Source organism: Bradyrhizobium sp. LA6.1, from assembly GCF_040547805.1.
Taxonomy (GTDB): Bacteria; Pseudomonadota; Alphaproteobacteria; order Rhizobiales; family Xanthobacteraceae; genus Bradyrhizobium; species Bradyrhizobium barranii.
This window is the reverse complement of sequence record NZ_JBEPQK010000003.1, coordinates 513081-536823: the sequence shown is the minus strand read 5'-3', so window position 1 is coordinate 536823 and position 23743 is coordinate 513081. Positions and strand designations below refer to the sequence as shown.

Below are 23743 nucleotides of genomic sequence, written 5' to 3'. Positions count from 1 at the left end.
AATCGAACCGCTGTTCCTCCGAGGGGGATCTCATGAGGAATGGCAACCGGAAGAGGCCCCGAATGTCACAAAGAGGGCCGCAACCGGCGCAATAAAAAGAAACTCAAAGCGAGAAAAAAACAATGGCGGCAGACCGCGCACAAAACCTACAGGACACCTTCCTCAATCACGTTCGCAAAACCAAGACGCCACTGACGATCTTTCTGGTCAACGGAGTGAAGCTCCAGGGCATCGTGACCTGGTTCGACAATTTCTGTTTGCTGCTTCGGCGCGACGGTCACTCGCAGCTTGTCTACAAGCATGCGATCTCGACCATCATGCCGGGCGCTCCGATCCAGTTGTTCGAAGGCGGCGAGGATCAGCCGGCTTGAGAGTGATCTGATTGGAACCCCGGAATTTCGACGGGGAGGCCGACCGTCCGCGGTCGGCAGGGGCGAAGCAGACGGGGCGGGTGCTTGTCATCGGCCCCTACTTGCGTGTGCGCGCGGGCGGTGCCGACGCGCAATCGGAAAGCCATGTTCAGCGTGACGCGGAGGCCCGGCTCGATGAGGCCGCCGGCCTCGCGCGGGCGATCGACCTCGTCATTGCCGACGCCATTATCGCGCCGATCAGCCAGATCCGCCCCGCGACCTATATCGGCAAGGGCAAGGTCGAGGAGATCGCCGCGCTGGCCAAGAGCCTCGATGTCGAGCTCGTCGTGATGGATTGCGCGCTGGCGCCGATCCAGCAGCGCAATCTCGAGAAGGAATTGCACGCCAAGGTGCTCGACCGCACCGGGCTCATCCTGGAAATCTTCGGCCGCCGCGCCAAGACCAAGGAAGGCTCGCTCCAGGTCGAGCTTGCGCATCTCAACTACCAGCGCTCGCGCCTCGTTCGCTCCTGGACCCATCTGGAACGCCAGCGTGGCGGCTTCGGCTTCATGGGCGGTCCCGGCGAGACGCAGATCGAAGCCGATCGCCGCCTGATCCAGGAGCGCATCTCGAAACTCGAGGGCGAGCTGAAGAAGGTGCAGGCGACGCGGCGGCTGCATCGCGCCGGACGCCAGCGCGTGCCGTATCGCGTCGTCGCGCTGGTCGGCTACACCAATGCCGGCAAGTCGACGCTGTTCAACCGCCTGACCCGCGCCGACGTTCAGGCCGCCGACATGCTGTTCGCAACACTCGATCCGACCCTGCGCGCGCTCACTTTGCCGCATGGCGGCAAGGCGATGCTGTCCGACACCGTCGGCTTCATCTCCAACCTGCCGACCCAGCTCGTCGCCGCCTTCCGCGCCACGCTGGAAGAGGTGCTGGAAGCCGACGTCATCCTGCATGTGCGCGACATCTCGCACGAGGATGCCGAGGCCCAGCAGGGCGACGTCGACGCCGTGCTGCGCCAGCTCGGCATCAATCCCGACGACAGTGGCCGCATCATCGAGGTCTGGAACAAGATCGACCGTTACGAGCCTGACAAGCGCGAAGAGCTTTTGAACATCGCCGCGCGCCGGCCGGAAGATCATCCGGCGATGCTGGTCTCGGCCGTGTCAGGCGAGGGGATCGATGCACTGCTTGCGGCCATCGAGGAACGTCTCGCCGCAAAGCGCACCACGCTCGATCTCTCCATCGACGCCGCCGACGGCGCCGGCATCAGCTGGCTGCACAGGAATTCCGAGGTGCTGGCCAAAGAGCTGCACGACGGCCGCTTCGACATGACGGTGCGGGTCGACGAGACCAAGCGGGATATCGTGGTGAACCGGTTCGATGCCGTGCCGCGCGTGGCGTGATCCGAAGGGCGCGGTGCGCCCGACCGGCCTGCGTGCGATATCGACCATATCCGCGTTTCCGGGTTGAGACGCGTAACGCTAGAATGGAATGGTCAGGCCCGGATTCTTCGCCTGCGCCTTGGTATAGGCGACGCCGTGGATCTTGATCCCGCGCTCGTCCAGCAGCGAAATGATGCCGCCCTGGTTCGACAATTCCATCGGCTTCTGCACGACGACGGCGAGCGTGCCCCCGGCCGCGATCTTCCCTGACAGGACCATCTTGTTCTTTTGCTTGTCGGCCAGCATCCAGCCGGTGAGATCGATGTCGCGATCGGCCGTATTGAGCAGCGTGACGACTTCCCGCTCAGGCGTCTTCAAGGCATTGACGAGTGCTGCGATGATGCGCACGAGTCCGTCAGGCATTTGCCCGGTCGGAGGAGCGGTCGGATCTGGCGGCTGTGTCGGAGCGCCGAGATCGATGGGGTCACCGGTCTTGTCGTCGGTGTGCCAGGCCTGGGTCTGGAATTTGAGGAAGACCGCCGTCCATAGCTTCTGATCCGGGAATTCGAACACCAGCCCGCCGTCTTGCCATGGCCCGTTGTCGCCCGAGAATCGTCCGATTGGATTTCCCTGATTCATATGGATATCGTGAATGCCGCGGCCCGGCCGGAAGCCGAAATAATTGTCCGCCTTGGTCTCCGGCCCCCATGTCTCACCGAATGCGTAGATCATCGCGCTTTCGTTTGAGAGCGCGCGCTGGACGAACTGGTCGAGCTTCTCGTTGAGGTCATTGTCGGGTCCGGGCACGGACAGCGGCAGCGGGATCATCTCCTGGGGCTGCATCAGATTGCCGCGAATGAAGTCCAGCGCGATGCTGGCCGGCTTCGGCGGCTGCGGGTGCAGGCCCTCCGGCAGCGCCGCGAGATGATCGGTGATCGGATGGACAAAGTGCGATCGCACCAGGAACTCGACTTCGCTTCCGTCGGCTGACTGCACATTGACGGCGATGCGGAAATCCGCGTTGTCGGCCACGACATGGACTTGATAGTGCGGCGACTGGCCGGTGCCGAAACGCATCGCGATCGGGCGTCCTTTGAGGACCGAATAGTGCTTTAATGGCATCGCACTCACCTGAGGTGGGATTTCGGCTGCGCGGGCTCCGTTGCTCAACTCTAGACTGCTTGTCGTGACGGTTTCATGGCTTGACTGCGATCCGCCATGACCGCCTCGCTGCATTCGGGAAAAGATGCTGACCTATATCTCCTTCGCGACCGCTTCGATCCTTGCGGGTACACCGATGGAGCAGGCCACAACGCTAGCGGCGGGCCTGCGAGCGAGTCTCTGATACCGGTTTCCCCTCACTCTTCGCCGCGTTCCACAGCGCGTCCATCTCCGCCAGCGACGCCTGCTCGAGCGTCCGCCCTTGCGCCTCAAGCGCGCGCTCGATGAAGGCGAAGCGCCGCTCGAACTTTGCATTCGTCGCGCGTAGCGCGGCTTCCGGATCGGCGTCGACGTGGCGGGCGAGATTGACGAGTGCGAACATCAGATCGCCGGTTTCCTCCGCCAGCCCCTCGCTGTCGTTGCGGTCGAGCGCCGCCTCGATCTCGTCGGCTTCTTCGCGGATTTTCGCCAGCACCGCGCGCGGGTCGTTCCAGTCGAAGCCGACGGTGGAGGCCTTGCGCTGGAGCTCCATCGCGCGCGTCAGCGCGGGCTGACCGGCCTTGACGCCCGAGAGTAACGACTTGTGCGTCGGCGTTTCCTCCGGCGGCCGGCGAGCCGCACGTTCGGCTTTCTCCTCGGCCTTGATGCGGTCCCAGACCTCCTTGACGTGGGAGGAGGCGAGGTTGCCGTCCTTGTCGGCGAAGACATGAGGGTGGCGCCGGATCATCTTGCGGGTGATGGCCTCCACGACGTCGCCGAAGGTAAAGGCATTCTGTTCTGAAGCCATCTGGGCGTGAAACACGACCTGGAGCAGGAGGTCACCGAGCTCCTCGCGCAGATCGTCGAGATCGCCGCGGCTGATGGCCTCGACCACCTCATAGGCCTCCTCGATCGTGTAGGGCGCGATCGTCGCGAAATTCTGCTCGAGGTCCCAGGGGCAGCCGGTCACCGGCGTGCGCAGCGCCGCCATGATCTCGATCAGACGGGAAATGTCGCGGGAAGGGGTCATTGCGGGGCAGTCTCCTGGCTCCAAAGCCTTATGCCAAAAGCGGCCCGCCGTTCCCAGCGCGGCGCTGCGGAACAGGCCGATTTCCACCGATTGGCGGCAGATTGGCGAGCCGCGCCCGCAGTGCTAAAGCGCGGGCCATGAGTGACGCATTTTCATCACAAACCGCCCTGGTGCTCTTTTCCGGCGGCCAGGATTCCACCACCTGCCTCGCCTGGGCGCTCAGCCGCTTTGCACGCGTGGAGACACTGGGTTTCGAGTATGGCCAGCGCCATGCCATCGAACTCGCCTGCCGCGACCGGCTGTTCGACGGCATCAAGGGGCTGCGTGCCGATTGGGCCGCAAGGCTCGGCGAGAGCCACACGCTGTCGATTCCGACGCTGGCGGCTGTGTCCGAGACGGCGCTGACGCGCGACGTCGCCATCGCGATGGGCGCCGACGGCCTGCCGAATACGTTCGTGCCCGGCCGCAACCTGGTGTTCCTGACGTTTGCCGCGGCGCTCGCCTACCGGCGCGGCATCACCCACATCGTCGGCGGCATGTGCGAGACCGATTATTCCGGCTACCCTGATTGCCGCGACGACACCATCCGCGCCATGCAGGCCGCGCTCTCGCTCGGCATGGCCAGGCAATTCGAGCTGCATACGCCGCTGATGTGGATCGACAAGGCGGCGACGTGGAAGCTCGCTCACGACCTCGGTGGCGCAGGACTGGTCGATCTCATCCGCGAGCACTCGCACACCTGCTATCTCGGCGAACGCGGCGCGCAGCATGAGTGGGGTTTCGGGTGCGGCGAGTGCCCGGCGTGCAGTTTGCGGGCGAAGGGATGGCGAGAGTTTGCGGCGGGGCGCAAATAGCGCTCCAATCTCCGCCGTCATCGCCCGCGAAAGCGGGCGATCCAGTATTCCAGAGAAGGTGCTTGAGCCGAGAAGCCGCGGCGTACTGGGTCGCCCGGTCAAGCCGGGCGACGACGGAGGAGAGAGCTTGCGCCCTCTCAACGTCGTCATTGCGAGGAGCGAAGCGACGAAGCAATCCAGACTGCCGCCGCGGAAAGATTCTGGATTGCTTCGCTACGCTCGCAATGACGAGATTGTGGCGCGAGCTAGCCAAAATCCTCTGGCTTTAGCTCGATCGGCTTGCCGTGCGGCGTGCGGTCGGCGGCGTGGTCCCAGGCGTCGCGGTAGCGGTGCAGCGTCTCCGCCGATGCGACGCCCTTGCTTGCAACCAAACCTTCCAGCGTGGCGAGCCAGTGCAGGTAATAGGTCTCGCCCGTGTCAGGGTCGCCGGCGGCTTGGGCGCGCTTGATCTCGGAGGCCAGGGCTGCGGCCCATTCCGGCCAGGTGAACACGCCGCGCTCGTGCAGCGTCAACGCCATCGCGAACGCATGCGCTTCCCAGGGCGCGCGGAAGACCGGGCCGTCGTCATCGCGCGGAATGCTCGGAATGGCCGCCGTCGCGGCGGCCGCAGCCGTGCTGCTCATCACGCCGGGTCCAGATAGGGTTCGAAGGCGTCGATCGACACCTTCAAGGTCGGATCACCGTCCGCGCCCCAGAGATCGCGGCCCTCGAAGACGACCGTGTAAAGCCATTGCGGATTTTCGCCGAGCTCCATCGCCGCCGAATCCGGAAATACATGGCAGCCGTGGTTCAGCTCGACGACACCGACATGGCCGCGCACATAGCGCGGCAGCCGCGTATGCGTGGTCGGATGGATGTTCCTGGCGCGGACGCGGTCGCCGATGTTGAATTTTGCCGGCGCCGGAGCAGGGCGGGCGAACTTGCCGCGCACCATGACGCGCTCGACATTGGCGAGGTCGAACTTGCCGTGCTTGAGCGCCTTTGCAGGCTGCATCGCGTGGCCGGCGGCGACCTCGTCCCGGGTGAGGTAGCCCTTCTCAATCAGCATCTCCTCGAGCCCGAGAAACCATTTCTTGTAGTAGGAGCTCGAGAGATAGACGTGCGGCGGCAGCGTCTCGCGATAGAAGCGCGAGGTGTCGATGTTGAAGGCGCCCGCCGCGCCCATCGCGCGCACCATGGCGAGAACACGCGATTCCCACTCCTCGTGAAACATCGGCTCGTTCGGCTCGGCCTCGACCTTGCCGAACCCGTCCATGCCGCCCATGTCGTGGACGCCGTTCACGAGGGCGCTCCAGGCGTCTTGGGAAAGCCGGTGCCGATCATGGAATCGCGCGTGACGAGCTCGGCGAGCTGCTCCTCACTCCAGCCTTCGGTGCCCGCGGGGCGCATCGGCAGCACCAGGAAGCGGGTCTCGGCCGTCGAATCCCAGACACGGATTTCCATGTCCTTGGGCAGCGTGACGTCGAAATCGGCGAGCACGCCGCGCGGGTCCTTCACCGCGCGCGAGCGATAGGGCGCGGCCTTGTACCAGACCGGCGGCAGTCCCAGCATTTCCCAGGGGTAGCAGGAGCACAGCGTGCACACGACCATGTTGTGTCGCTCTGGCGTATTCTCGACCACGACGAGATGGTCGCCGACGCGGCTGACATGGCCGAGCGTGCCGATGGCCTTCGAGCCATCCTCCAGCAGCGCCTTTTTGAACGCCGGATCGGTCCAGGCCTTGGCGACGACGCGCGCGCCGTTGTGCGGGCCGATCCTGGTCTCATAGGCCTGGATGATGGCGTCGAGCGCGGCCGGCTCGACATAACCTTTTTCTGTCAAGATCGTCTCGAGCGCGCGCACGCGCAGCTCGGTCTCCGACAGCTCGGAATGGTCGTGATGATGGTCGTGATCGTGGCTCATGGCGCAAAGATAGGCGCAATGGTCCCTGCCTGTCGAGTATGCGCTGGGGCGCAACCGGGTCCCATATTCGTGAGGCCGGATGTAGGCTAGCCTCGCAGCAAAGCGGATAGGGAGACATCGGTGACGGACTTCGTGACGATCGAGAAGGGGCTCGGACCGGAGGGGCGGATTGCGGTGGTGCGGTTCGACCGCGGCGACGGCATCAACGCGCTCTCGCCGGAGGCGCTGCGCCAGCTCACCGCGGCAGCGCGCAGTTTCGAGGATGATGCCGCAACGTCCGTCGTGGTTCTGACGGGCAGCACCAGCGCCTTCAGCGCCGGCTTCGACCTCAAGGATGCCGAGGGCCGCTCGCGCAAGGACATGGATCTCGGCACGCTGCGGCGGCATCTCAAGCTCGGGCCGCGTCTGACCCATGCCTGGCATGAGATGGAGCAGATCACGATCGCGGCCATCGAGGGTTTTTGCGTCGGCGGCGGCGTCGCGCTGGCCGTGGCGCTCGACTTCCGCGTGATGGGGCACGACGCGCATCTGCGCGTGCCCGAGATCGGGCTCGGCATGAACATGAGCTGGCAGAGCATCCCGCGCATGCTGCATCTGATCGGGCCGGCCCGCACCAAGCAGGCGGTGATCCTGGCCGACCAGCGCATCTCGGCCGATGAGGCCTACGAGTGGGGTTTGGTGGAGCAGGTGGCCGATCCCGGCCATGCGTTCGATGCCGCCATGGAGCTTGCCCGGAAGGTCGCCGCGCAGCCGCCGCTCTCGGTCGCCATGACCAAGCTGACCGTCAACCGGCTGGCACATGCGCTGGACGATCTCGCCAGCCACATGGACGTCGACCAGTTCGCACTGGCGAGTCTCACCGAAGACCACAAGGAGGGCGTTGAGGCGTTCCTGACCCGCCGCAAGCCGCGCTTCAAGGGGCGGTAGAACGTGAAGTCAGACCATTGATCGCGCCGCAGACAGTCCGTATACGCCGCGCTAGGACAAAAACGGCTCGGCCAACGGGCGGTACAATGCGACGACAATCGAGGGGGAGGGCCCATGGCCGCAAGCTCGCAGACGCCTCAGGCAAAAGGGTTTAGCTGGAAGCTGATCGCGCCGCTCGTGGTGTGGTTGGCCATCTATCTGTGGCCGGTGCCGACGGGTCTCAACGCCAATCAGTGGCACTATTTTGCCGTGTTCGCGGCCGTTATCACCGGACTCATTCTCGAATCGATGCCGGTCGGCGCGGTCGGGTTCATCGGGCTGACGGTCGCGGGCGTCGCCGGCTATATCGATCCCGATCCCGGCAAATCGCTGCGCTGGATGCTGGCGGGTTTTGCCGAGAGCACGGTGTGGCTGATCGTCGGCGCCTTCGTATTCTCGATCGGTTATCGCAAGAGCCAGCTCGGCCGCCGTATCGCGCTGGTGCTGGTGCAAAAGCTCGGCCGCAACACGCTCGGTCTCGGCTATGCGGTCGCGATGTCGGACTTCCTGCTGGCACCAGCGACGCCATCCAACACCGCGCGCAGCGGCGGCATCGTCTATCCCATCATCAGCAACATCCCGCGCATCTACGGCTCCGAGCCCGGGCCGACCGCCGGCAAGATCGGCACCTATGTGATGTGGACGGCGTTTGCGGCAACCGCGATCACCAGCTCGCTGTTCTTCACCGCGCTCGCGCCCAATGCGGCCGCGCTTGCGATCGCCAAGAGGACCGCCGGCGTCGAGGTGAGCTGGGCGCAGTGGTTCGTCGGCTTTGCGCCGCTCGGCATCCTCCTGATGATCCTCGTGCCGCTGCTCAGCTATGTGGTCTGCCGTCCCGAGGTGAAGCACAGCCCGGAGATCTCCGAATGGGCGGCCAGGGAGGTCAGCGAGATGGGCCCGATGTCGCGCAACGAGTGGATCATGCTGGCTCTGATCGTCCTCGCGATGTTCCTGTGGATCGCGGGCTCGAGCCCGGACATCCACGTGCCGCTGCTCGGCTCAAACTTCGTCAACGCCACCACCGTCGTGTTCATCGTGATCTCGCTGATGCTGGTGACGGGCGTGATCGAGTTCGCCGACATCGTCAGCGAGAAGAGCGCCTGGGAGGTGTTCTTCTATTTCACCTCGCTCTTGACGCTGGCCTCTGGCCTCAACGAAATCGGCTTCATCAAATGGTTCGCGACCGAATACGCCAAACCGCTCGCGGGGCTGTCGCCGTCGACCGCGATGATCCTGCTGGTCGCGCTGTTCTTCTGGATCCACTACTTCTTCTCGAGCATCACCTCGCATGCGGCGGCCGTGCTGCCGGTGGTGCTCGCGGTCGGATCGGGCATCCCCGGCCTGCCGGTCACGACGCTCGCCATGCTCTGCATGTATTCGCTCGGCCTGATGGGCGTGATCTCGCCTTACGCGACGGGACCCGCGCCGATGTATTTCGGCAGCGGCTACATCGGGAAGGGCCAGTTCTGGGGCTTTGGGCTGCTGTTCGGGCTGCTCTATTTCGCGGGACTGCTGCTGATCGTGCTGCCCTGGTTGCAGATCAGCTGAGCGGGGCCGGAAGCTCATACCCCCGGCAGACGAATTTTCTTCGCCGGGGTGGGATTGGGAAAACTTCGTCCAACTCCCCGCAAATATCTGACATTGCAAGAAAGACCTGAAAAGGTGATGGTGCGTGCTGCAGTGCAGCGCGTTCCACCCGAACCCTCGCGGCGATTTCACTCTCCGTCGCTTGACGCGACCGGTTCCCGGATGCCCCACGGGGCAGCAGGAACTGTTGTGCATGAAGGCCGCCTCCATGAACGCCCACCAATCCCTCGCGATCGGACAGAAGATCGAAACGCTTGAAGCGATTTCACCTGCCGCCCGGAACGCTGACGCGATGGTCCGTTTCGAGGGCATCTCGAAGATCTATCCGGCCTATCGCGGCAAGCCCGGCGTCAACGCGCTGCAAGACATCGACTTCGCGATTGCGCGCGGCTCGATCACCGGCGTCATCGGCCGCTCCGGCGCCGGCAAGTCGAGCCTGGTCCGGCTGATCAACGGGCTGGAGAAGCCGACCGCGGGCCGCGTGATCGTCGACAACAGCGATATCTCGGCGCTGGCCGGCCGCGAATTGCGGCTGGCGCAGCGCTCGATCGGGATGATCTTCCAGCATTTCAACCTGCTGTCGTCGCGCACGGCGGCCGACAACATCGCGCTGCCGCTGGAGATCGCCGGCTGGGCCAAGGCCGACATCAAGGCCCGCGTCGCCGAGCTGCTGGCGCTGGTCGGCATCGCCGACAAGCACGACCGCTATCCTTCCGAACTCTCGGGCGGCCAGAAGCAGCGCGTCGGCATTGCCCGTGCGCTGGCGACGCGGCCGAGCGTGCTGCTGTCGGACGAGGCGACCTCGGCGCTCGACCCGCAGACCACGCGCGCGATCCTCGATCTGCTCGCCAACATCAATCGCGAGCTGGGCGTGACCATCGTGCTGATCACCCACGAAATGTCGGTGGTGCGCCAGCTCGCCAAGGAAGTGGTGGTGCTCGATGCCGGCCACGTCGTCGAGAGCGGCCATGTCGCCGATATCTTCACCCATCCCAAACACCCGATCACACAGTCTTTCCTAGCCGAGGTCATCGGCGACAGCCTGCCGGTCTCGCTGGCGAGCCGGATCGTACCAGAGCCGTCTGCGGGCGGGCAGGCCGTGATCCGCGTCCAGGTGCGCGGGGCAGGGGCCGGCGACACGCTGGTGGCGCGGCTCGCGCGCGAGCTCAGCCTCGACGTCTCGCTGCTGTCGGCCCGCATCGACGAGATCGGCGGTCAGCATGTGGGCTCGCTGGTGCTCGGCATTCCCGGCAGCGAGGACACGGCGACGCGGACGCTCGCCTGGCTCTCTCAATATCAATTCTCGGCGGAGCGTCTCGGCTATGTCGCCTGAACTCATTAACCTGATCATCCAGGCCACCGGCGAAAGCCTGTACATGGTCGGCATCGCGGCGCTGCTCGGCACCGCCTTCGGCCTGCCGCTCGGCGTCTTTCTCGCGACCAGCCGAAAAGGAGAGCTGTTCGCGGCCCCCGCGGTCAATCGCGTGCTCGGCATGGTCGTCAATGCGACGCGCTCCACGCCCTTCATCATCCTGGTCGTCGCCATCATCCCGTTCACGCGGCTCATTGCCGGCACTTCGATCGGATCGACTGCGGCGATCGTGCCGCTGGTCATCGCATCGACGCCGTTCATCGCGCGTCTGGTCGAGGCTGCGATCCGCGAGGTCGATGGCGGCCTGATCGAAACCGCGTCCTCGTTCGGGGCATCACCGATCCAGATCGTTCTCAAGGTACTGATCCCCGAAGCGTTGCCCGGCCTGCTCCTGGCACTGACGCTCGCGGTGGTCAGCCTGCTCGGCTACTCCGCCATGGTCGGTGCCGTCGGTGGCGGCGGGCTCGGCGATCTCGGCATCCGCTACGGCTATCAGCGCTTCATGCCGGAGATGATGCTCGCCGTCGTGGTCGTTCTGATCGCGCTGGTGCAGCTCGTGCAGAGCGCGGGCGATTATCTCGCACGCCGGGTCAACCGCCGGCTGCGGCAGCGCTGATACTCATTCCCTGAAACTGGAGACTTCAATGCGCTTTCTCGCAACCCTTGCGGCTGCAGCCTTGCTTGCGACCACCGCTCAGGCGGAAACCATCCGAGTCGGCGTCACAGCCGGCCCCCATGCCGAGATCATGGACGTCGTGAAGAAGGTCGGCGCCGAGCGCGGCCTCGACATCAAGGTGGTCGAGTTCACCGACTACGTGATCCCGAACCAGGCGCTGGCGCTCAGGGATCTCGAGGCGAACTCGTTCCAGCACGAGCCGTACCTGAAGAACCAGATCTCCAAGACCGGCTGGAAGATCGTCAAGGTCGCGAACACGATCGGTTCGCCGCAGGGCGTCTATTCGCAGAAATACAAGAAGCTCGCCGATTTGCCGGAAGGCGCCCGCGTTGCGATTGCCAACGATCCCTCCAATGGCGCGCGCGGCCTGATGATCCTGGCGCTGCACGGCGTGATCAAGCTGAAGGACCCGACCAACGTCGCTTCGACCATCGCTGATATCACCGACAACCCGAAGAAGCTGCGCTTCGTCGAGCTCGATGCCGCCCAGCTTCCGCGTGCGCTGCAGGACGTCGACGTCGTCTCGATCAACAACAATTACGCCGTGCAGGCCGGCCTCAATCCGGCGACCGATGCGATCGCGCGCGAGAACCCCGATGGTCCCTGGGTCAACATCCTCGCCGTCCGCGAGGAGGACAAGGACAAGCCGTGGGTAAAGCAGCTGATCGCGGTCTATCACTCCGATCCCGTGAAGGCGTTTCTTGAGACGCGCTTCAAGGGTACGTATTTGCCGACCTGGTAACGTGCCTGGCCTGCATGGTTCGAGACGCCCGCTTGCGCGGGCTCCTCACCATGAGGGTCCAATATCTCGCCGCAAAACGCGACCTCATCCTGAGGGCCCGCCAGAGGCGGGCGTCTCGAAGGATGGCCGCAAGCGAGCTGCGAGCCACGACTAGTCGTAGAGTAGAAGACGCGCGTCAGGCGACAAGCCTCGCGCGCCGCAGTGTCTCCGAGGGCAGCTCGGAGAAGTGGCGCTTGTAGTCGAGCGAGAACTGGCTGAAGTGCCAGAAGCCGTGCTGCACGGCGACGTCGTAGATCGACGTCTCGGCGGCGCCCCGCTTCAAATCGCGCCGCACGCGGTTCAGCCGCATCGCGCGCCAATAGTGCATCGGGCTCGTACCGACGACTTCCTGAAAGCAATAGCCGAGCTTGCGCGGGCTCGCGCCGACCGCCTTGCAGACCTCCAGCAGCGACAGCGAGCGATCGCCGCTGCCATGCATCAGCTCGCGGGCGCGATCCACGGTGCGCTTGCGCGCCGTGGCGCTGCGGCCGGGATCGCTGGGCTGGGCCGTCGGTAGCATGTCCATGATCTCGACGAGGAGGGCGTCCTCCAGCGCCTGCCGCGCGGCCGTATCGTCGAACCGTTCGGGTGCGGCCGTGATGGTCTCGTGAATGGCGGCGAGGTGGGCGCGCAGCCGCGCGACCGGCGCCGCCGCCATCTCGATCACCCGCAACTGGTGCCAGACGGCGCGCGGCAATTCGATGTCGAGCCGTGCCGCAAGCTCCGCGATCAGCATCGCGCTGGCGACGACACCGCGGAGCTCGAAGGCCTTCGGCGTACACATGTCGATCTCGGCATCGATGCTGGCGATGACCTGGCAGCCTGCAACATTGGCGCCGTTGCAATTGACCTCGCTGCCGCCGTGCCAGGGCAGGCCGATGCCAAAGCTGTCGGCACCTAGCTGGCCGTATTGGCGCACCTGCTGGCTGGTGATCTCGCGGAAGACTTCGAGCCGGGGCAGGGAGAGTTGCGTGAAGCTGCCGCGAAAGGCGCCGGCGCTGATCTGGTCGTAGCTCAGGCGCCAGCGACCGAGCGCTGCGCAATGCTCGTCGACGTCGGTACTGCGCGCCTGAAACAGGTTTGCAGCCGAGTCCGGAGTTGGAAGAGTTGCGCTTAAGGCCATGACATCACGTCGAAATTTGGTAGCCCGGAGCTAGCAATAACCACGCCAGACTGGCACGGCCATGGCCGCTGTCCAGCAAAATATTGCCGGATCTCGATAACGCCCGATGCGGCCTGTGTGCAGTCTTCTCCCTTGCCGTTCCGACATCGCAGTCGGGATGGCCTTGCGGAGGATCGAGATGCGACCGACGGACATCATGCGCGGCAGCCCGCCCACGCCCGAGGCCCAGGTGACCCGTGCCAATTGGCGCAGCTTTCCCGCCATCCGCTGGGGTTTCACCCACACCCGCGAAGTGCTGCCGACCGCGGAGGTCCGTCGCTCCGCGCATCCCACACCGATGGCAAGCGCGCCGCGCGAGCTGCAAAAGCTCAGCTTCACCGCGCCGGACGGCAAGCCGACCACGGTCGAGGCCACGTTGCACGAAACCTTCGGCGACGTGCTGCTCGTCATGCACCGGGGCACGCTGATCCACGAATGGTACGGCGACAGCATGAGCGCGACCACGCCGCATCTGATCTGCTCCATCAGCAAGTCGATCGCCGGCACGCTCGGCGGCGTGCTGGCCGCGCGCGGCCTGCTCGATCCGGGGGCGAGGGTGGTGCGCTACGTGCCGGAGCTGGAGAGCTCGGTCTATGGCAGCTGCACCGTCCGCAACGTCCTCGACATGGCGGTCGCGATCAAGTTCGAGGAGGATTACGAGGATCCGGCCGGCGACGTCGCACGCTATCGCTTCTCCTCGGGCTGGGACGTGCCGCCGCCGGGCGTCGAGGCCGGCCATCAGCGCGCCTATCTCACCACGCTGCGCGGGACCGGCAAGCCGCACGGCAAGGTGTTCCACTACGTCTCGACCAATACGGAAGTGCTCGGCTGGGTCTATGAGCGCGCCTGCGGCATGCCCTACCATCGCATCCTCTCCGACTATCTCTGGCAGCCGATGGGCGCCGAGGAGGATGGCTCCCTCACGCTCGACAGCCACGGCATGGGCCGCATCGCCGGCGGGCTTTCCGTCACCGCACGCGATCTGCTGCGCTTCGGCGAAATGATCCGCTGCCGCGGCGTGGTCGAGGGACGGCAGGTGGTGCCGGGCTGGTGGATCGACGACATCCACGAGAACGGCGATCCCCAGGCGTGGAAAGACGGCGATCTCGCCGACATTTTCCCGGGCGCCCGCTACCGCAGCAAATGGTACACGATCGATCCCTCGCGCAACGATCTCGCGGGGATCGGCATTCACGGCCAATGGCTCTATATCGACGCGGCCACCGACACCGTCATCGTCAAGCTCGCGACGCAGCCGAAGGCGATGGACGTTCCGCTCGACCACCGCTGGCTCGCCGCCTTCCGCGCCATCACCGCGCATCTCGCCCCGCGCTGATTTCTGGTCATCATCATGCTCGATACCGTCAAAGCCAAATCACCGATTCAAGCGGCCGCACCTCATCCGCTCGATCCTCTGACAGCCGAAGAGATCACGGCCGCCTGCACGCTGGTTCGTGCCGCCGCGACCTCGCCGGAGAACTGCCGCTTTCCGACGGTGCGGCTGGAGGAGCCGACCAAGCAGGAATTGGCCGCGGGCGGAGCAGGGCGCCGCGCCTTCGCGCTGACGCTGGACATCGCCACGGGCGAGGCGGTCGAGCACATCGTCGATCTCGCGCGCAACGAGATCGTCGCGCGCAAGGTCCTTCCGAACCGCGAGGCGCCCTATGGGCAGCCGCCGGTGATGCTGGAGGAATTCTTCAAGTGTGAGGCCGTGGTGAAGGCCGATCCAGGCTGGCGCGCTGCGATGCACCGGCGCGGGTTGACCGACAAGGATATCGAGCTGGTCCAGGTCGATCCGTTCTCCTCGGGTTTCTTCGATTTTGAGTACGAGCGCGGCGCCCGCATCGTGCGCGCCGTCAGCTTTTTCCGCGAGCACCTTCAGGACAACGGCTACGCGCATCCGATCGAGGGCGTGGTCGCCGTGGTGGACCTCATCGGCGGCAAGGTCATCGACCTCACGGACGCAGACCCGATCGTGCCGATCCCGCGCAAGAAGCGGAATTACGGCGCGCACGAAGTCAAAAACCCGCGCACCGACATCAGGCCGCTGCATATCGAGCAGCCGGAGGGCGCGAGTTTCAAGGTCGATGGCTGGAAGGTCGACTGGCAGAAATGGAGTTTTCGCGTCGGCTTCACGCCGCGCGAGGGCCTAGTGCTGCATCAGCTCGCCTACCAGGACGGTGCACGCAAGCGCTCGCTGATCCATCGCGCCAGCGTCACCGAGATGGTGGTGCCCTATGCCGATCCGACCGAGAACCACTTCTGGAAGTCGGCGTTCGATGCCGGTGAATACGGGCTCGGCATGCTCGCCAACGCGCTCGAGCTCGGCTGCGACTGCCTCGGCAACATCCATTATTTCGACGTGCCGGCCGCCGACAACAAGGGCGCGCCATTCGTCATGCAGAATGCCATCTGCATGCATGAAGAAGACTACGGAATTGCCTGGAAGCACTACGAATTCCGCAACGGCCTGTTCGAGGTGCGCCGCTCGCGGCGCCTCGTCATCTCGTTCTTCGCGACCGTCGGCAATTACGACTACGGCTTCTACTGGTACCTGTACCAGGACGGCACGATCCAGCTCGAGACAAAACTCACCGGCATCATCCAGACCGCCGCCGTGCCATCGGGCGAAAAGTACAAGTGGGGCGGCATGGTCGACGACAATCTCGGCGGCCCCACGCACCAGCACTTCTTCAACGTGCGCATGCACATGGATCTCGACGGCGGCGGCAACACGGTCACCGAGCACGAGTTCGTGCCGCGGCCCTGGGGCGCGGACAATCCGCACGGCAATGCCTTCGACACCACCACGCGCGTGTTGTCGCGCGAGCGTGATGCGGCTGCCATTGCGAACGGCGAGACCGGCCGGTTCTGGAAGATCAGCAATCCCAACGAGACCAATTCGGTCGGCAACGCGCCGGCCTACAAGCTGGTCGTCAATCCGAGCCCGCTGATGCTGGCGCAGGAGGGCAGCTACGTGCGCAAGCGCGGCGGTTTTGCGACGAAGCATGTCTGGGTCACGGCTTTCGACAAGGACGAGAAATACGCCAGCGGCGATTATCCCAATGTCCACGCCGGCGACGACGGCCTGCCGCGCTACGCCGCGCAGAACCGCAACATCGAGAATACAGATCTCGTGGTCTGGCACTCCTTCGGCCACACCCATGTCTGCAAGCCCGAGGATTTTCCGATCATGCCGGTCGAATATGCCGGCTTCATGCTGAAGCCGACCGGATTCTTTGCGGCCAATGCCGCCGGCGACATTCCGCCGGAGCGCAACAGCCGCAGCGTGCTAGCGGGCGACCCGAAGGACGCCGCCGGCGGCGCGTGCTGCCACGCCGGCAAAGCTTAGGCTCGTCGCGCGACAACAACGTTCGCAGCGGGCCGACCAGCGCTGGTTCGCTGGTCGCATGCGCTCGCGGTCGAATTGTCAGGGGAGTATTGCTGCCCCTTTCGAAGGGCCCGCGACGCGACGGCCGGCCGCACGTCGAAAAGATCGCTTCCAATTCCTTTCGAGAGTGATACCATCTTAAGGTTGTATTCTTTAAGGAGATTTCCCATGACCCATGCACTCAATCTCACGCTGCCGATCAAGCAGGATGCCGAGACCCTGGCAAAGCTGCGGAATCTCGAGGCCGTCTTCACTGCGGAGGTTCAGCCCGCCATCGCGGCGGCGTTGAAACAGTCCAGGATCGTTCATTTCGCCCGCGTCGTCGTCATCGACGACAAGTACATCCAGGTCATCACCGAATATGAGGGAACGCACCAGGAATACACGGAGTTTTTCCGACGAGCGCTCACGCCGATATTTGCCGCGATATTTTCCCTGGCAGATACGACTGGTCTGGACATCAACGATCCCAATGCGTTCTTCGAATTCTCGAAGAATCACAACGCGCGTTCGCTGGGCACGGCGACCGACGGCTCAACCGACATCAGCGGCAACCCATCCGGCTGGCTGTTCTCGGCTTACGACGGCATGACTGTCGCGGACATTCTGGCAAAGCTCGGGAAATAGCTTTCAGAGCGTATTTGGGCTTTCGGGATAGGCCGGCTTTGAGGCTGCCTATCGGCTGACCGTTCTTGCAGGACAGGCGCCATGGTGGATCTCGGCAATTTGCAGGCGATCGTCGCTCGAAGCTCCGCCAAGCCGCTGCTCGCGGTTCTGTTGTTTAGGTTTGGCGACGCCGGCGGTGCCAGGTCCTTCCTGCGGCAATGGATACCGCGAGCAGCGGTGGGGGCAGGCCCGGATCCCGATGGTCCCGCGTTCCACTTCATGTTCAGTTGGAACGGCATCGCGACGTTGATGTCGGGTCGCGCCGAACTTGACGTCGCGCAGGGGCGGCAGCAGTTCGAGGTATCGTTCGTGGACCCCGCGCAGGCGCCGGATGGCGGCATTGCGACACAGCTTGGTTTCTTCGACGCCAGCGCTCCGGCCGGATGGTGGGATGGCAAGTTCAAGTCGAGCGATATCGATCTCGCCATCCACATCGGGTTCGATACGCCCGAGCAGAAAGCCGATTGCCTCGCGCAGGTGCGGCAGTCGGCAACAGGCTTCGCTGTCCGGGAATTGGCGCTCGACAGTTGGGACGACGGCGCGCTGTCCGGCTGTCGGCCAGCCGACGGCCGCCTGCATTTTGGCTATCGCGATGGAATCACCGCGCCCAATGTTGACTGGCAGGATGCGCCGGCTGCCAGGGCTTCCGACGCCGTCGATTGTCGCGAGATCGTCGTCGGCTATCCGAACAGCGATTTTCCCACTGCACCGTTCAAGCCCGGTCCATGGCAGGACTTCGCGCGCGATGGATCGTTCGTCGGCCTGTCGTGGCTTTATCAGGACGTCGCGGCCTTCAACAAATTCCTGAAGGCGAATGCACCGCAGGCGGCGCCGCATGTCGGTCCGAAACTGGCCGAGGAATGGATCGCGGCCAAGATGATGGGGCGCTGGCGACACGGGTCGCCGCTGTCACGCTTTCCGGATGCACCACCATCGACCCCGCAATTGAACGATGCGTTCGGCTATGGCGACGATCCAAACGGCGTCAAATGCCCGCTCGGGGCTCACATCCGCATTGTCAATTGCCGCGATCAGCCGCTGAAATTCGCCAATCAGATTCGTTTCCCCAAGGGGCCGCCACGCGTCATACGCCGCGGATTTTCCTACGGTCCTCATCTGGAGGGCACGGAGGACGACGGCAAGGACCGCGGCATCGTAGGGCTTTTCTACTTCGCCAGGATCAACGAGCAATTCTACACCATCCTGCGGTGGATGCATCAGACGGACTTTGCCGACGCCTACATGCACCTTCCGAACGGAGCCAACGCGCAGGATGCCTTGACCGGAAACCGGGCAGATCCAAAGGCCGAGACCCGGTTCCAGGTTCCGCTCGCGGGGGACGCCTCCGTGACGTTCCAGATGAAGCAATTTATCCGCTACAAGGGTGTCGCAGTGCTGTTTGCGCCGAGCGTTAAAGCGCTCAACACGATGATTGCCGCGCAAAGTTGAACTGCCGGGCTCCCGTCATCGTCGCCGTATTCATTCGTTCGCGGCAGCGCCGATCGCCGAAGCTCCGGCGATCGGCGCGAGGCAACACGCCCGCCGTTGCGGACAAGCGGCGAATGTTCTCACTCTAGAAGCATTCCATATCCGAGCGCTCGCAGAAGCCAGCGATGCACCTCGACGCGCATATGGGCGCATTGGTCGCACGATTTATTCCCCGGTCTCGATAGATTCTAACTCTGCGTCTCTCGCACTGAGAATGCCCCCGCGTTAGGGCGAGAGTCCAAAAATCATTCCGGCAAAGCCGGCAGTGCGCGGGACCTCCCTAACGTGTCAGACTTCCAACTTCGTTCGTGCTCCAATGCGCGTGTTCGACAGCTTCAAGTGCTTTTCTTCGGCGCCGTCAGCATGTTCGCTCTCTGCGTTCCCTTCGCGCCCGTGCAGGCGCAAACTCAAATTCCCACGGTCTCGGTGGAAGCGCCGGCGCAACGCGCCCGACCCGCTTGATGAAAGTCGAGACGATGAGAGCGATATTTGGCAGGCTGCATCGCTGGGCGGGACTGCTCACGGCCGGATTCCTGTTCTTCTCCGGCATCACCGGCGCGATCATCTCCTGGGATCATGAGATCGACGAGGTGCTGAACCACCACCTGTTCGACGTCACCAGCAAAGGCCCGACGATTCCCTCGATCGAGCTCGCGAAGATGATCGAGCAGCGCGATCCCCGCGCACGCGTCGTCTACCTCTTCATGACGCCGGAGGAGGGGCACTCGCTGTGGTTCTTCGTGATGCCGCGGATCGATCCGGCGACGGGAAAACGCTTCGCGATCGACTACAACCAGATTTTCCTCGATCCCAACACAGGCGCGGAGCTCGGCCGGCGCTATTGGGGCGCGGTGTGGCCGGTGACGCGCGAAAACTTCGTCTCGTTCCTCTACAAGCTCCACTACACCATGCACATTCCGGAATTCTGGGGCAGCGATCGCTGGGGCATGCGCGTGCTCGGCGTGATCGCCATCATCTGGACCATCGATTGCTTCGTCGGCTTCTATCTGACGCTGCCCTCGCGACGGCGCGCCAAGGCCGCGCGGGCACCCCAGGTCACGCGCCAGCTCGAACGGGGCTTCTGGGCGCGCTGGGCGCCAGCCTGGACCATCAAGGCATCGGGGAGCGCCTACCGGATCAATTTCGACATCCATCGCGCCTTCAGCCTGTGGACCTGGGGCGTGCTGTTCGTCATCGCCTTCACGGCGTTCTCGCTGAACCTCTATTTCGAGGTGTTCTCGCCGATGATGAAGATGGTGTCGAACTACACGCCGACGCCCTATGAGCAGCGGCCCTACCGCAATCTCGACGATCCCATCGAGCCCAGGGTGACGTTTGACGACATCGCTGCGCGCGCGGCGGCTGACGGCAAGGGGCGAGGGTGGACCGTCCCGGTCGGCTCGATCAATTACGGCCCGGCCCATGGCGTCTATGCCGCGGCGTTCTTCCATCCCGGCGACGATCACGGCGCCGGCGGCGTCGGGCCGGCCCAGCTCTATTACGACAGCGAGGACGGCCGCCCGATCGGCGAACGGCTGCCCTGGGTCGGCACCGCCGCCGACATCTTCGTGCAGGCGCAATTCCCGCTGCATTCGGGCCGCATCGTCGGGCTGTTCGGCCGCGTCCTGATCTCGATCATGGGCCTCGTGGTGGCGGCACTGTCGGTCACCGGCGTCGTGATCTGGTGGCGCAAGCGCCGCGCCCGCGTCCGGGCGCGCGAGACGGCGGCGATGCGCCTGAGCCGGCAGCAACTCACGCCGGCGGAGTAGGGCCGGCGTGCCGTTCGATCGTCTGCGCGTTTACCGAGTGCGCTCGTTGACGATGGGCATCGCGGTCTGCAGCGCCTGCTCGTAACGTTTCAACTGACTGAGCGAAAATTTCTTCATCGCCAGCAGTTCGTCGGACGTCTTGCCTCTCAATCGAGCGACGTTGGATGTCTTGAACACGTCATCATTCGCCGCCGAAGCGTTCTGTCGAAGCGCAAAAACCCTTTCGATGTTCTGCGACAACAGCCGATTGCGCTCCACCCCTTTGTTCGCGTGCTCCACATAGTGAAGCAGTCGATCGGTGGGCATGGCACGAGCACTGTCTGCATCTCCTTCGATGAGGCGAAGCAGCTGCTCATCAACGATATCGGTGCATAGGTCGATACATTCGTCGCATATAAAGACAGCCGGCCCAGCCACCAGCTTGCTCACTTCATGCTGGTTCATGCCGCAGAACGAACAGTAGATGGGACGATCCTGCTGGGCAGGATTCTGCACGCCAGCACTCGGCTGCGCCGCATCAATCTTGGCCGACAGAATATTCCAGTTCTCGTACCCGAACGCTTTCGCGATCAGTTCCAAAGCTTCGCTGTGAGTGGTTTGCACGGCTTTGGCATTCAAGGCATCGCGCAAGGAACGAGCCATAGCCTTCGCATCGCGGAAATCGCGCATGAGAGCACCCGTATCGGCGAACGGAGAAGATCGGTGCCTGCCTTGCCGACCCGCTCGCCAACAGCGAGGGTGAGGGCGACTTTGATACGTTCACCATCCCCAAAGGGCGCAGGCAGCGGGTGTATCGACCCGATCGAATTTTGGCGCCGGACGGCCGCTCTTGTCAACCTGAAACGGGTACATCGACACCTCCGGCCGCCGCGCACGTTCGCAGTTCAGGAGCCGATGAACCTTCCCGTCCGGCACCGGCACAAAGACTGGAGATCGCTCCCAGTCTTCCGGAAATTGCAATGAGATTGCTCGTCTTGCTCTGCCTGCTCGTTTTCGCGACACCCACCGACGCCGCCACGCCCGAGCAGCACTATCTCGATTTGCGCGATCGCTACATCGCAAAATTCTCCAAAGCCAAGGAGAACGACGAGACTTTCAAGCAGCACGATGCGGCGCTCAACGAGCTGACCGGTGTGCTGCGCGGCCTGGTCGGACCGGTCACGATCAAGGGGCTGCCGGCGGAAGGCAAGTCGAACGCCGACACGCTGTTCAAGGGCGACTCCGGCTTCGGCCATCTCGACGGGCTGGGCTTCGCCTCAGAGGGCGACAAGATGCAGGCCGTGGTGACCACCACAGGTCTGCTCAAGCACTGGCTGCGCGAGCACCGCGAGGACGGCCTGCCGCAGGAGATCGGCGCCGCCTTCAAGTCGGACCGCTTCTACTATCAGGCGATCCAGGACTCGGCCTTCGCCAAATATATCGAGCTGCCGATCACGAAGCCCGCTTCCGCCAGTGCCGCGGTCGCCGTGCTCGGCGTGCGCGGCAACGGCGACCTGAAGGGCGCGCCGCATGAAATCGACGTGGTCGCGATCCAGGGCGATAAGGTCTTCTTCCTCGCCGTCACCGATGCCGTGAAGACGGCCGAGATCCCGGCCTGCGAGAACGTCTGGAAGCAGATGATGGCCAGGAAGACTCCAGAGGACGCCATGGCCAAGGAAGACCAGGCGATGGACGCCTACACCAAATGTTTCGCCAAGGAAGCGCCCAGCCAGAGCTGGTTCGCGGGCGCGGTGAAGAAGGCGCAGAGCCAGCTGGAAATGCTACTGGCGCACTAATTGCGCAGCTTCACCACACTCCGCACCTCATCCTGAGGAGCCCGCAAAGCGGGCGTCTCGAAGGATGGCCACACGCGAGAGGCGGGCCTTCATGGTTCGAGACGCGCGTGCCGCGCTCCTCACCATGAGGGTCTTGCAACGCCATCAGGCTAGAGCGCGCTGCCGCCCAAATTCCACCCACGGCCACCTTCGCCAAAGATCTCATACCCCGTCGCCGTCACCACGACTGTGTCCTCGAGCTTGATGAAGCCGCGCTTCGGATGCTTCATCGTGGTCTCGATCGAGACCACCATGCCTGTTTCGAGCGGCAGCCGGGCGTCGGTGTCGTCGTAGGGGACCGGACCCTTGGCGGTCAGGCGAGGGGCCTCGTGGCTGACGAGACCCATGCCATGGGCCAGGAAATCTGTGAAGTCGCGCTGAGTGATCTGGGCAAGCCGCCGCTCGGCCGCGACGTAGATGTCGCCGCCGAGGGCGCCAGGTCGGACCGCCGCAAAGGCGGCGCGCTGAACCGCCTCGATCTCGGCCAGGCAATCCTTCAGTTCGCTGTCGGGTTCGCCCAGCACGGCCATGCGCGCGAGGTCGCCGATATAGCCGTGATAATTGCCGCCGGAATCGAGCGACAGCACGTCGCCTTGCTCCCAGCGCTGCGATGACGGCGCCCTGTTGTGGCTGCTGCCGCAGGCGAGCAGGCAGTATTCGAACGTCAGGCCGCGATTGGCCTCGGCGATGCGCAAGCCGTCCGACAATTGCTGCTTGGTCGTGCCGGGCCCATGCCCGGCGATCACCTCCAGCATCGAGGCAATGACCAGTTCGGATGCGGTCTTGAGCTTGGCCAGCTCATCGGCCGACTTGACCGCCCGCAGCCGCTCCAGCACTAGCAGCGCGTCCTTGAGCTCGGCGCCGGGCAGGGCGTCAGCGAGCGCCCTTCCTGCATCCATCGGCAGGAACGCCATCTCGACGCCGACCCGCTTCAAGGGCACGCCGGCATCCCGGATCAGGCCCACGGCCCGCGTCACGGCATCCACCGAGCCGTTGGACTCGGTCCGGACCTGCGGTACCCATGGCTGAGCCACGGCGCGTTGATGGGTCTCCAGACGGTGGCCGATATAGACCGCCTTATCAGGTGCGCCCTTGGGATAGACCAGGACCGGCAGATAGCGGCTGACGCCCATGGCGTCCATGTAGTCGAAGAAGATCGCGCGCTCGGCCCCCAGCAGGTACTGCACATTGTGCTTGGAGGTCACGACCAGCACGTCGAGGCCGGCGGCCTCCATGAGACGGTCGAGCTTGGCGGCGTCGAACGGAATGGCGCGCGAGCTGTTCGCGCGGGTGACGTTCTCCTGCATGACGGGCTCCTTGAGCGGCGGTTGAGACCGCCTTGTATCGTTGACCTCTTCAGGACTGCGACGCCCAGTCTAGCACAACCTCCACTCGCGCGCCCCA

At 64.3% G+C, this 23743-nt stretch carries 21 protein-coding genes and 2 pseudogenes; 14 read left to right on the top strand and 9 right to left on the bottom strand.

The window, feature by feature from the left end; translation table 11 throughout:
* Positions 1 to 122 precede the first annotated feature (122 nt).
* Both hfq and hflX read left to right on the top strand, forming a co-directional pair.
* A complete protein-coding gene (gene hfq / locus ABIB99_RS09700) occupies positions 123 to 371 on the top strand; it encodes an RNA chaperone Hfq (RefSeq protein WP_007591126.1) in 249 nt (82 codons plus the stop codon).
* An 11-nt stretch (positions 372 to 382) separates the two neighbouring features.
* Positions 383 to 1762, top strand: a complete 1380-nt coding sequence (hflX, locus tag ABIB99_RS09695) for a GTPase HflX (protein WP_063983318.1) — start codon at positions 383 to 385, stop codon at positions 1760 to 1762.
* 78 nt (positions 1763 to 1840) lie between these two features.
* Here hflX and ABIB99_RS09690 read toward each other — a convergent pair whose 3' ends face one another.
* On the bottom strand, positions 1841 to 2863 hold the full coding sequence (locus ABIB99_RS09690) for a DUF2278 family protein (RefSeq protein ID WP_063983317.1): 1023 nt from the start codon (positions 2861 to 2863) through the stop codon (positions 1841 to 1843).
* Between the two features lie 193 nt (positions 2864 to 3056).
* Complete coding sequence (mazG, locus tag ABIB99_RS09685) at positions 3057 to 3911, bottom strand: nucleoside triphosphate pyrophosphohydrolase (RefSeq protein WP_063983316.1); 855 nt, start codon at positions 3909 to 3911, stop codon at positions 3057 to 3059.
* A 137-nt stretch (positions 3912 to 4048) separates the two neighbouring features.
* Here mazG and queC point away from each other — a divergent pair, with 137 nt between their 5' ends.
* The gene (gene queC / locus ABIB99_RS09680) at positions 4049 to 4765 is read left to right on the top strand and encodes a 7-cyano-7-deazaguanine synthase QueC (RefSeq protein WP_354096317.1); all 717 of its coding nucleotides are present in this window, start codon (positions 4049 to 4051) and stop codon (positions 4763 to 4765) included.
* A gap of 245 nt (positions 4766 to 5010) precedes the next feature.
* On the opposite strand, the gene ABIB99_RS09675 is transcribed toward queC, so the two are convergent.
* Genes ABIB99_RS09675 through nthA form a run of 3 tightly spaced genes read right to left on the bottom strand, consistent with a single transcriptional unit; the run spans position 5011 to position 6667 of the window.
* Positions 5011 to 5388 carry a nitrile hydratase accessory protein gene (locus tag ABIB99_RS09675; RefSeq protein ID WP_354096318.1) on the bottom strand — a complete coding sequence of 126 codons (378 nt, stop codon included), beginning with the start codon at positions 5386 to 5388 and terminating at the stop codon, positions 5011 to 5013.
* On the bottom strand, positions 5388 to 6047 hold the full coding sequence (gene nthB / locus ABIB99_RS09670) for a nitrile hydratase subunit beta (RefSeq protein WP_166341639.1): 660 nt from the start codon (positions 6045 to 6047) through the stop codon (positions 5388 to 5390). The genes ABIB99_RS09675 and nthB overlap by 1 nt, the downstream gene beginning before the upstream one ends.
* Positions 6044 to 6667: a nitrile hydratase subunit alpha gene (gene nthA / locus ABIB99_RS09665; RefSeq protein WP_063983312.1), complete on the bottom strand. Its 624-nt coding sequence runs from the start codon at positions 6665 to 6667 to the stop codon at positions 6044 to 6046. The genes nthB and nthA overlap by 4 nt, the downstream gene beginning before the upstream one ends.
* Before the next feature lie 120 nt (positions 6668 to 6787).
* Between nthA and ABIB99_RS09660 the strand changes: the two genes are divergently transcribed.
* From ABIB99_RS09660 to ABIB99_RS09640, 5 genes are all read left to right on the top strand, one after another.
* Complete coding sequence (locus ABIB99_RS09660) at positions 6788 to 7594, top strand: enoyl-CoA hydratase/isomerase family protein (protein WP_354175600.1); 807 nt, start codon at positions 6788 to 6790, stop codon at positions 7592 to 7594.
* A gap of 114 nt (positions 7595 to 7708) precedes the next feature.
* Positions 7709 to 9181, top strand: coding sequence for a DASS family sodium-coupled anion symporter (locus ABIB99_RS09655; RefSeq protein ID WP_354079915.1), 1473 nt, complete (start codon positions 7709 to 7711; stop codon positions 9179 to 9181).
* Between the two features lie 232 nt (positions 9182 to 9413).
* Positions 9414 to 10553 (top strand): methionine ABC transporter ATP-binding protein, encoded by a 1140-nt coding sequence (locus ABIB99_RS09650; RefSeq protein WP_354175598.1) that lies wholly within the window; start codon positions 9414 to 9416, stop codon positions 10551 to 10553.
* On the top strand, positions 10543 to 11208 hold the full coding sequence (locus ABIB99_RS09645; RefSeq protein WP_354175597.1) for a methionine ABC transporter permease: 666 nt from the start codon (positions 10543 to 10545) through the stop codon (positions 11206 to 11208). The genes ABIB99_RS09650 and ABIB99_RS09645 overlap by 11 nt, the downstream gene beginning before the upstream one ends.
* A gap of 28 nt (positions 11209 to 11236) precedes the next feature.
* The gene (locus ABIB99_RS09640) at positions 11237 to 12010 is read left to right on the top strand and encodes a MetQ/NlpA family ABC transporter substrate-binding protein (RefSeq protein ID WP_354175595.1); all 774 of its coding nucleotides are present in this window, start codon (positions 11237 to 11239) and stop codon (positions 12008 to 12010) included.
* A gap of 175 nt (positions 12011 to 12185) precedes the next feature.
* Here the strand turns inward: ABIB99_RS09640 and ABIB99_RS09635 are convergent, their stop codons facing one another.
* Entirely contained in the window at positions 12186 to 13172 is a 987-nt protein-coding gene (locus ABIB99_RS09635; RefSeq protein ID WP_354175593.1) for a helix-turn-helix domain-containing protein, read from the bottom strand.
* Positions 13173 to 13350: 178 nt separating this feature from the next.
* On the opposite strand from ABIB99_RS09635, the gene ABIB99_RS09630 reads away from it, so the two are divergent.
* The 5 genes from ABIB99_RS09630 to fsrB all read left to right on the top strand — a co-directional run bounded on the left by ABIB99_RS09630 (position 13351) and on the right by fsrB (position 20525).
* Positions 13351 to 14547 (top strand): serine hydrolase domain-containing protein, encoded by a 1197-nt coding sequence (locus ABIB99_RS09630; RefSeq protein WP_354175592.1) that lies wholly within the window; start codon positions 13351 to 13353, stop codon positions 14545 to 14547.
* Positions 14548 to 14562: 15 nt separating this feature from the next.
* On the top strand, positions 14563 to 16563 hold the full coding sequence (locus ABIB99_RS09625) for a primary-amine oxidase (RefSeq protein ID WP_354175590.1): 2001 nt from the start codon (positions 14563 to 14565) through the stop codon (positions 16561 to 16563).
* A 207-nt stretch (positions 16564 to 16770) separates the two neighbouring features.
* On the top strand, positions 16771 to 17229 hold the full coding sequence (locus tag ABIB99_RS09620; protein ID WP_354175589.1) for a hypothetical protein: 459 nt from the start codon (positions 16771 to 16773) through the stop codon (positions 17227 to 17229).
* An 81-nt stretch (positions 17230 to 17310) separates the two neighbouring features.
* On the top strand, positions 17311 to 18717 hold the full coding sequence (locus tag ABIB99_RS09615) for a Dyp-type peroxidase (RefSeq protein ID WP_354175587.1): 1407 nt from the start codon (positions 17311 to 17313) through the stop codon (positions 18715 to 18717).
* A 515-nt stretch (positions 18718 to 19232) separates the two neighbouring features.
* A complete protein-coding gene (fsrB, locus tag ABIB99_RS09610; RefSeq protein WP_354175585.1) occupies positions 19233 to 20525 on the top strand; it encodes a siderophore utilization protein FsrB in 1293 nt (430 codons plus the stop codon).
* A 350-nt stretch (positions 20526 to 20875) separates the two neighbouring features.
* Here fsrB and ABIB99_RS44495 read toward each other — a convergent pair.
* Both ABIB99_RS44495 and ABIB99_RS44490 read right to left on the bottom strand, forming a co-directional pair.
* A pseudogene (locus ABIB99_RS44495) lies at positions 20876 to 20969 on the bottom strand (ClpX C4-type zinc finger protein); the annotation flags it as partial.
* A 66-nt stretch (positions 20970 to 21035) separates the two neighbouring features.
* Positions 21036 to 21194 (bottom strand): annotated as a pseudogene (locus ABIB99_RS44490) (glyoxalase superfamily protein); the annotation flags it as partial.
* A gap of 290 nt (positions 21195 to 21484) precedes the next feature.
* Here ABIB99_RS44490 and ABIB99_RS09600 point away from each other — a divergent pair.
* The gene (locus tag ABIB99_RS09600) at positions 21485 to 22300 is read left to right on the top strand and encodes a hypothetical protein (RefSeq protein ID WP_354175583.1); all 816 of its coding nucleotides are present in this window, start codon (positions 21485 to 21487) and stop codon (positions 22298 to 22300) included.
* A gap of 149 nt (positions 22301 to 22449) precedes the next feature.
* Here the strand turns inward: ABIB99_RS09600 and ABIB99_RS09595 are convergent, their stop codons facing one another.
* Positions 22450 to 23646, bottom strand: a complete 1197-nt coding sequence (locus tag ABIB99_RS09595) for a M24 family metallopeptidase (RefSeq protein WP_354175581.1) — start codon at positions 23644 to 23646, stop codon at positions 22450 to 22452.
* Between the last annotated feature and the right edge of the window lie 97 nt (positions 23647 to 23743).

Excerpts from the sequence above, each read along its gene's own strand:
- hfq (WP_007591126.1), top strand. The coding sequence starts at position 123 with ATGGCGGCAGACCGCGCACAAAACCTACAGGACACCTTCCTCAATCAC.
- ABIB99_RS09690 (WP_063983317.1), bottom strand. The coding sequence starts at position 2,863 with ATGCCATTAAAGCACTATTCGGTCCTCAAAGGACGCCCGATCGCGATG.
- mazG (WP_063983316.1), bottom strand. The coding sequence starts at position 3,911 with ATGACCCCTTCCCGCGACATTTCCCGTCTGATCGAGATCATGGCGGCG.
- queC (WP_354096317.1), top strand. The coding sequence starts at position 4,049 with ATGAGTGACGCATTTTCATCACAAACCGCCCTGGTGCTCTTTTCCGGC.
- ABIB99_RS09675 (WP_354096318.1), bottom strand. The coding sequence starts at position 5,388 with ATGAGCAGCACGGCTGCGGCCGCCGCGACGGCGGCCATTCCGAGCATT.
- nthA (WP_063983312.1), bottom strand. The coding sequence starts at position 6,667 with ATGAGCCACGATCACGACCATCATCACGACCATTCCGAGCTGTCGGAG.
- ABIB99_RS09655 (WP_354079915.1), top strand. The coding sequence starts at position 7,709 with ATGGCCGCAAGCTCGCAGACGCCTCAGGCAAAAGGGTTTAGCTGGAAG.
- ABIB99_RS09650 (WP_354175598.1), top strand. The coding sequence starts at position 9,414 with ATGAAGGCCGCCTCCATGAACGCCCACCAATCCCTCGCGATCGGACAG.
- ABIB99_RS09645 (WP_354175597.1), top strand. The coding sequence starts at position 10,543 with ATGTCGCCTGAACTCATTAACCTGATCATCCAGGCCACCGGCGAAAGC.
- ABIB99_RS09640 (WP_354175595.1), top strand. The coding sequence starts at position 11,237 with ATGCGCTTTCTCGCAACCCTTGCGGCTGCAGCCTTGCTTGCGACCACC.
- ABIB99_RS09635 (WP_354175593.1), bottom strand. The coding sequence starts at position 13,172 with ATGGCCTTAAGCGCAACTCTTCCAACTCCGGACTCGGCTGCAAACCTG.
- ABIB99_RS09630 (WP_354175592.1), top strand. The coding sequence starts at position 13,351 with ATGCGACCGACGGACATCATGCGCGGCAGCCCGCCCACGCCCGAGGCC.
- ABIB99_RS09625 (WP_354175590.1), top strand. The coding sequence starts at position 14,563 with ATGCTCGATACCGTCAAAGCCAAATCACCGATTCAAGCGGCCGCACCT.
- ABIB99_RS09620 (WP_354175589.1), top strand. The coding sequence starts at position 16,771 with ATGACCCATGCACTCAATCTCACGCTGCCGATCAAGCAGGATGCCGAG.
- ABIB99_RS09615 (WP_354175587.1), top strand. The coding sequence starts at position 17,311 with ATGGTGGATCTCGGCAATTTGCAGGCGATCGTCGCTCGAAGCTCCGCC.
- fsrB (WP_354175585.1), top strand. The coding sequence starts at position 19,233 with ATGAGAGCGATATTTGGCAGGCTGCATCGCTGGGCGGGACTGCTCACG.
- ABIB99_RS09600 (WP_354175583.1), top strand. The coding sequence starts at position 21,485 with ATGAGATTGCTCGTCTTGCTCTGCCTGCTCGTTTTCGCGACACCCACC.
- ABIB99_RS09595 (WP_354175581.1), bottom strand. The coding sequence starts at position 23,646 with ATGCAGGAGAACGTCACCCGCGCGAACAGCTCGCGCGCCATTCCGTTC.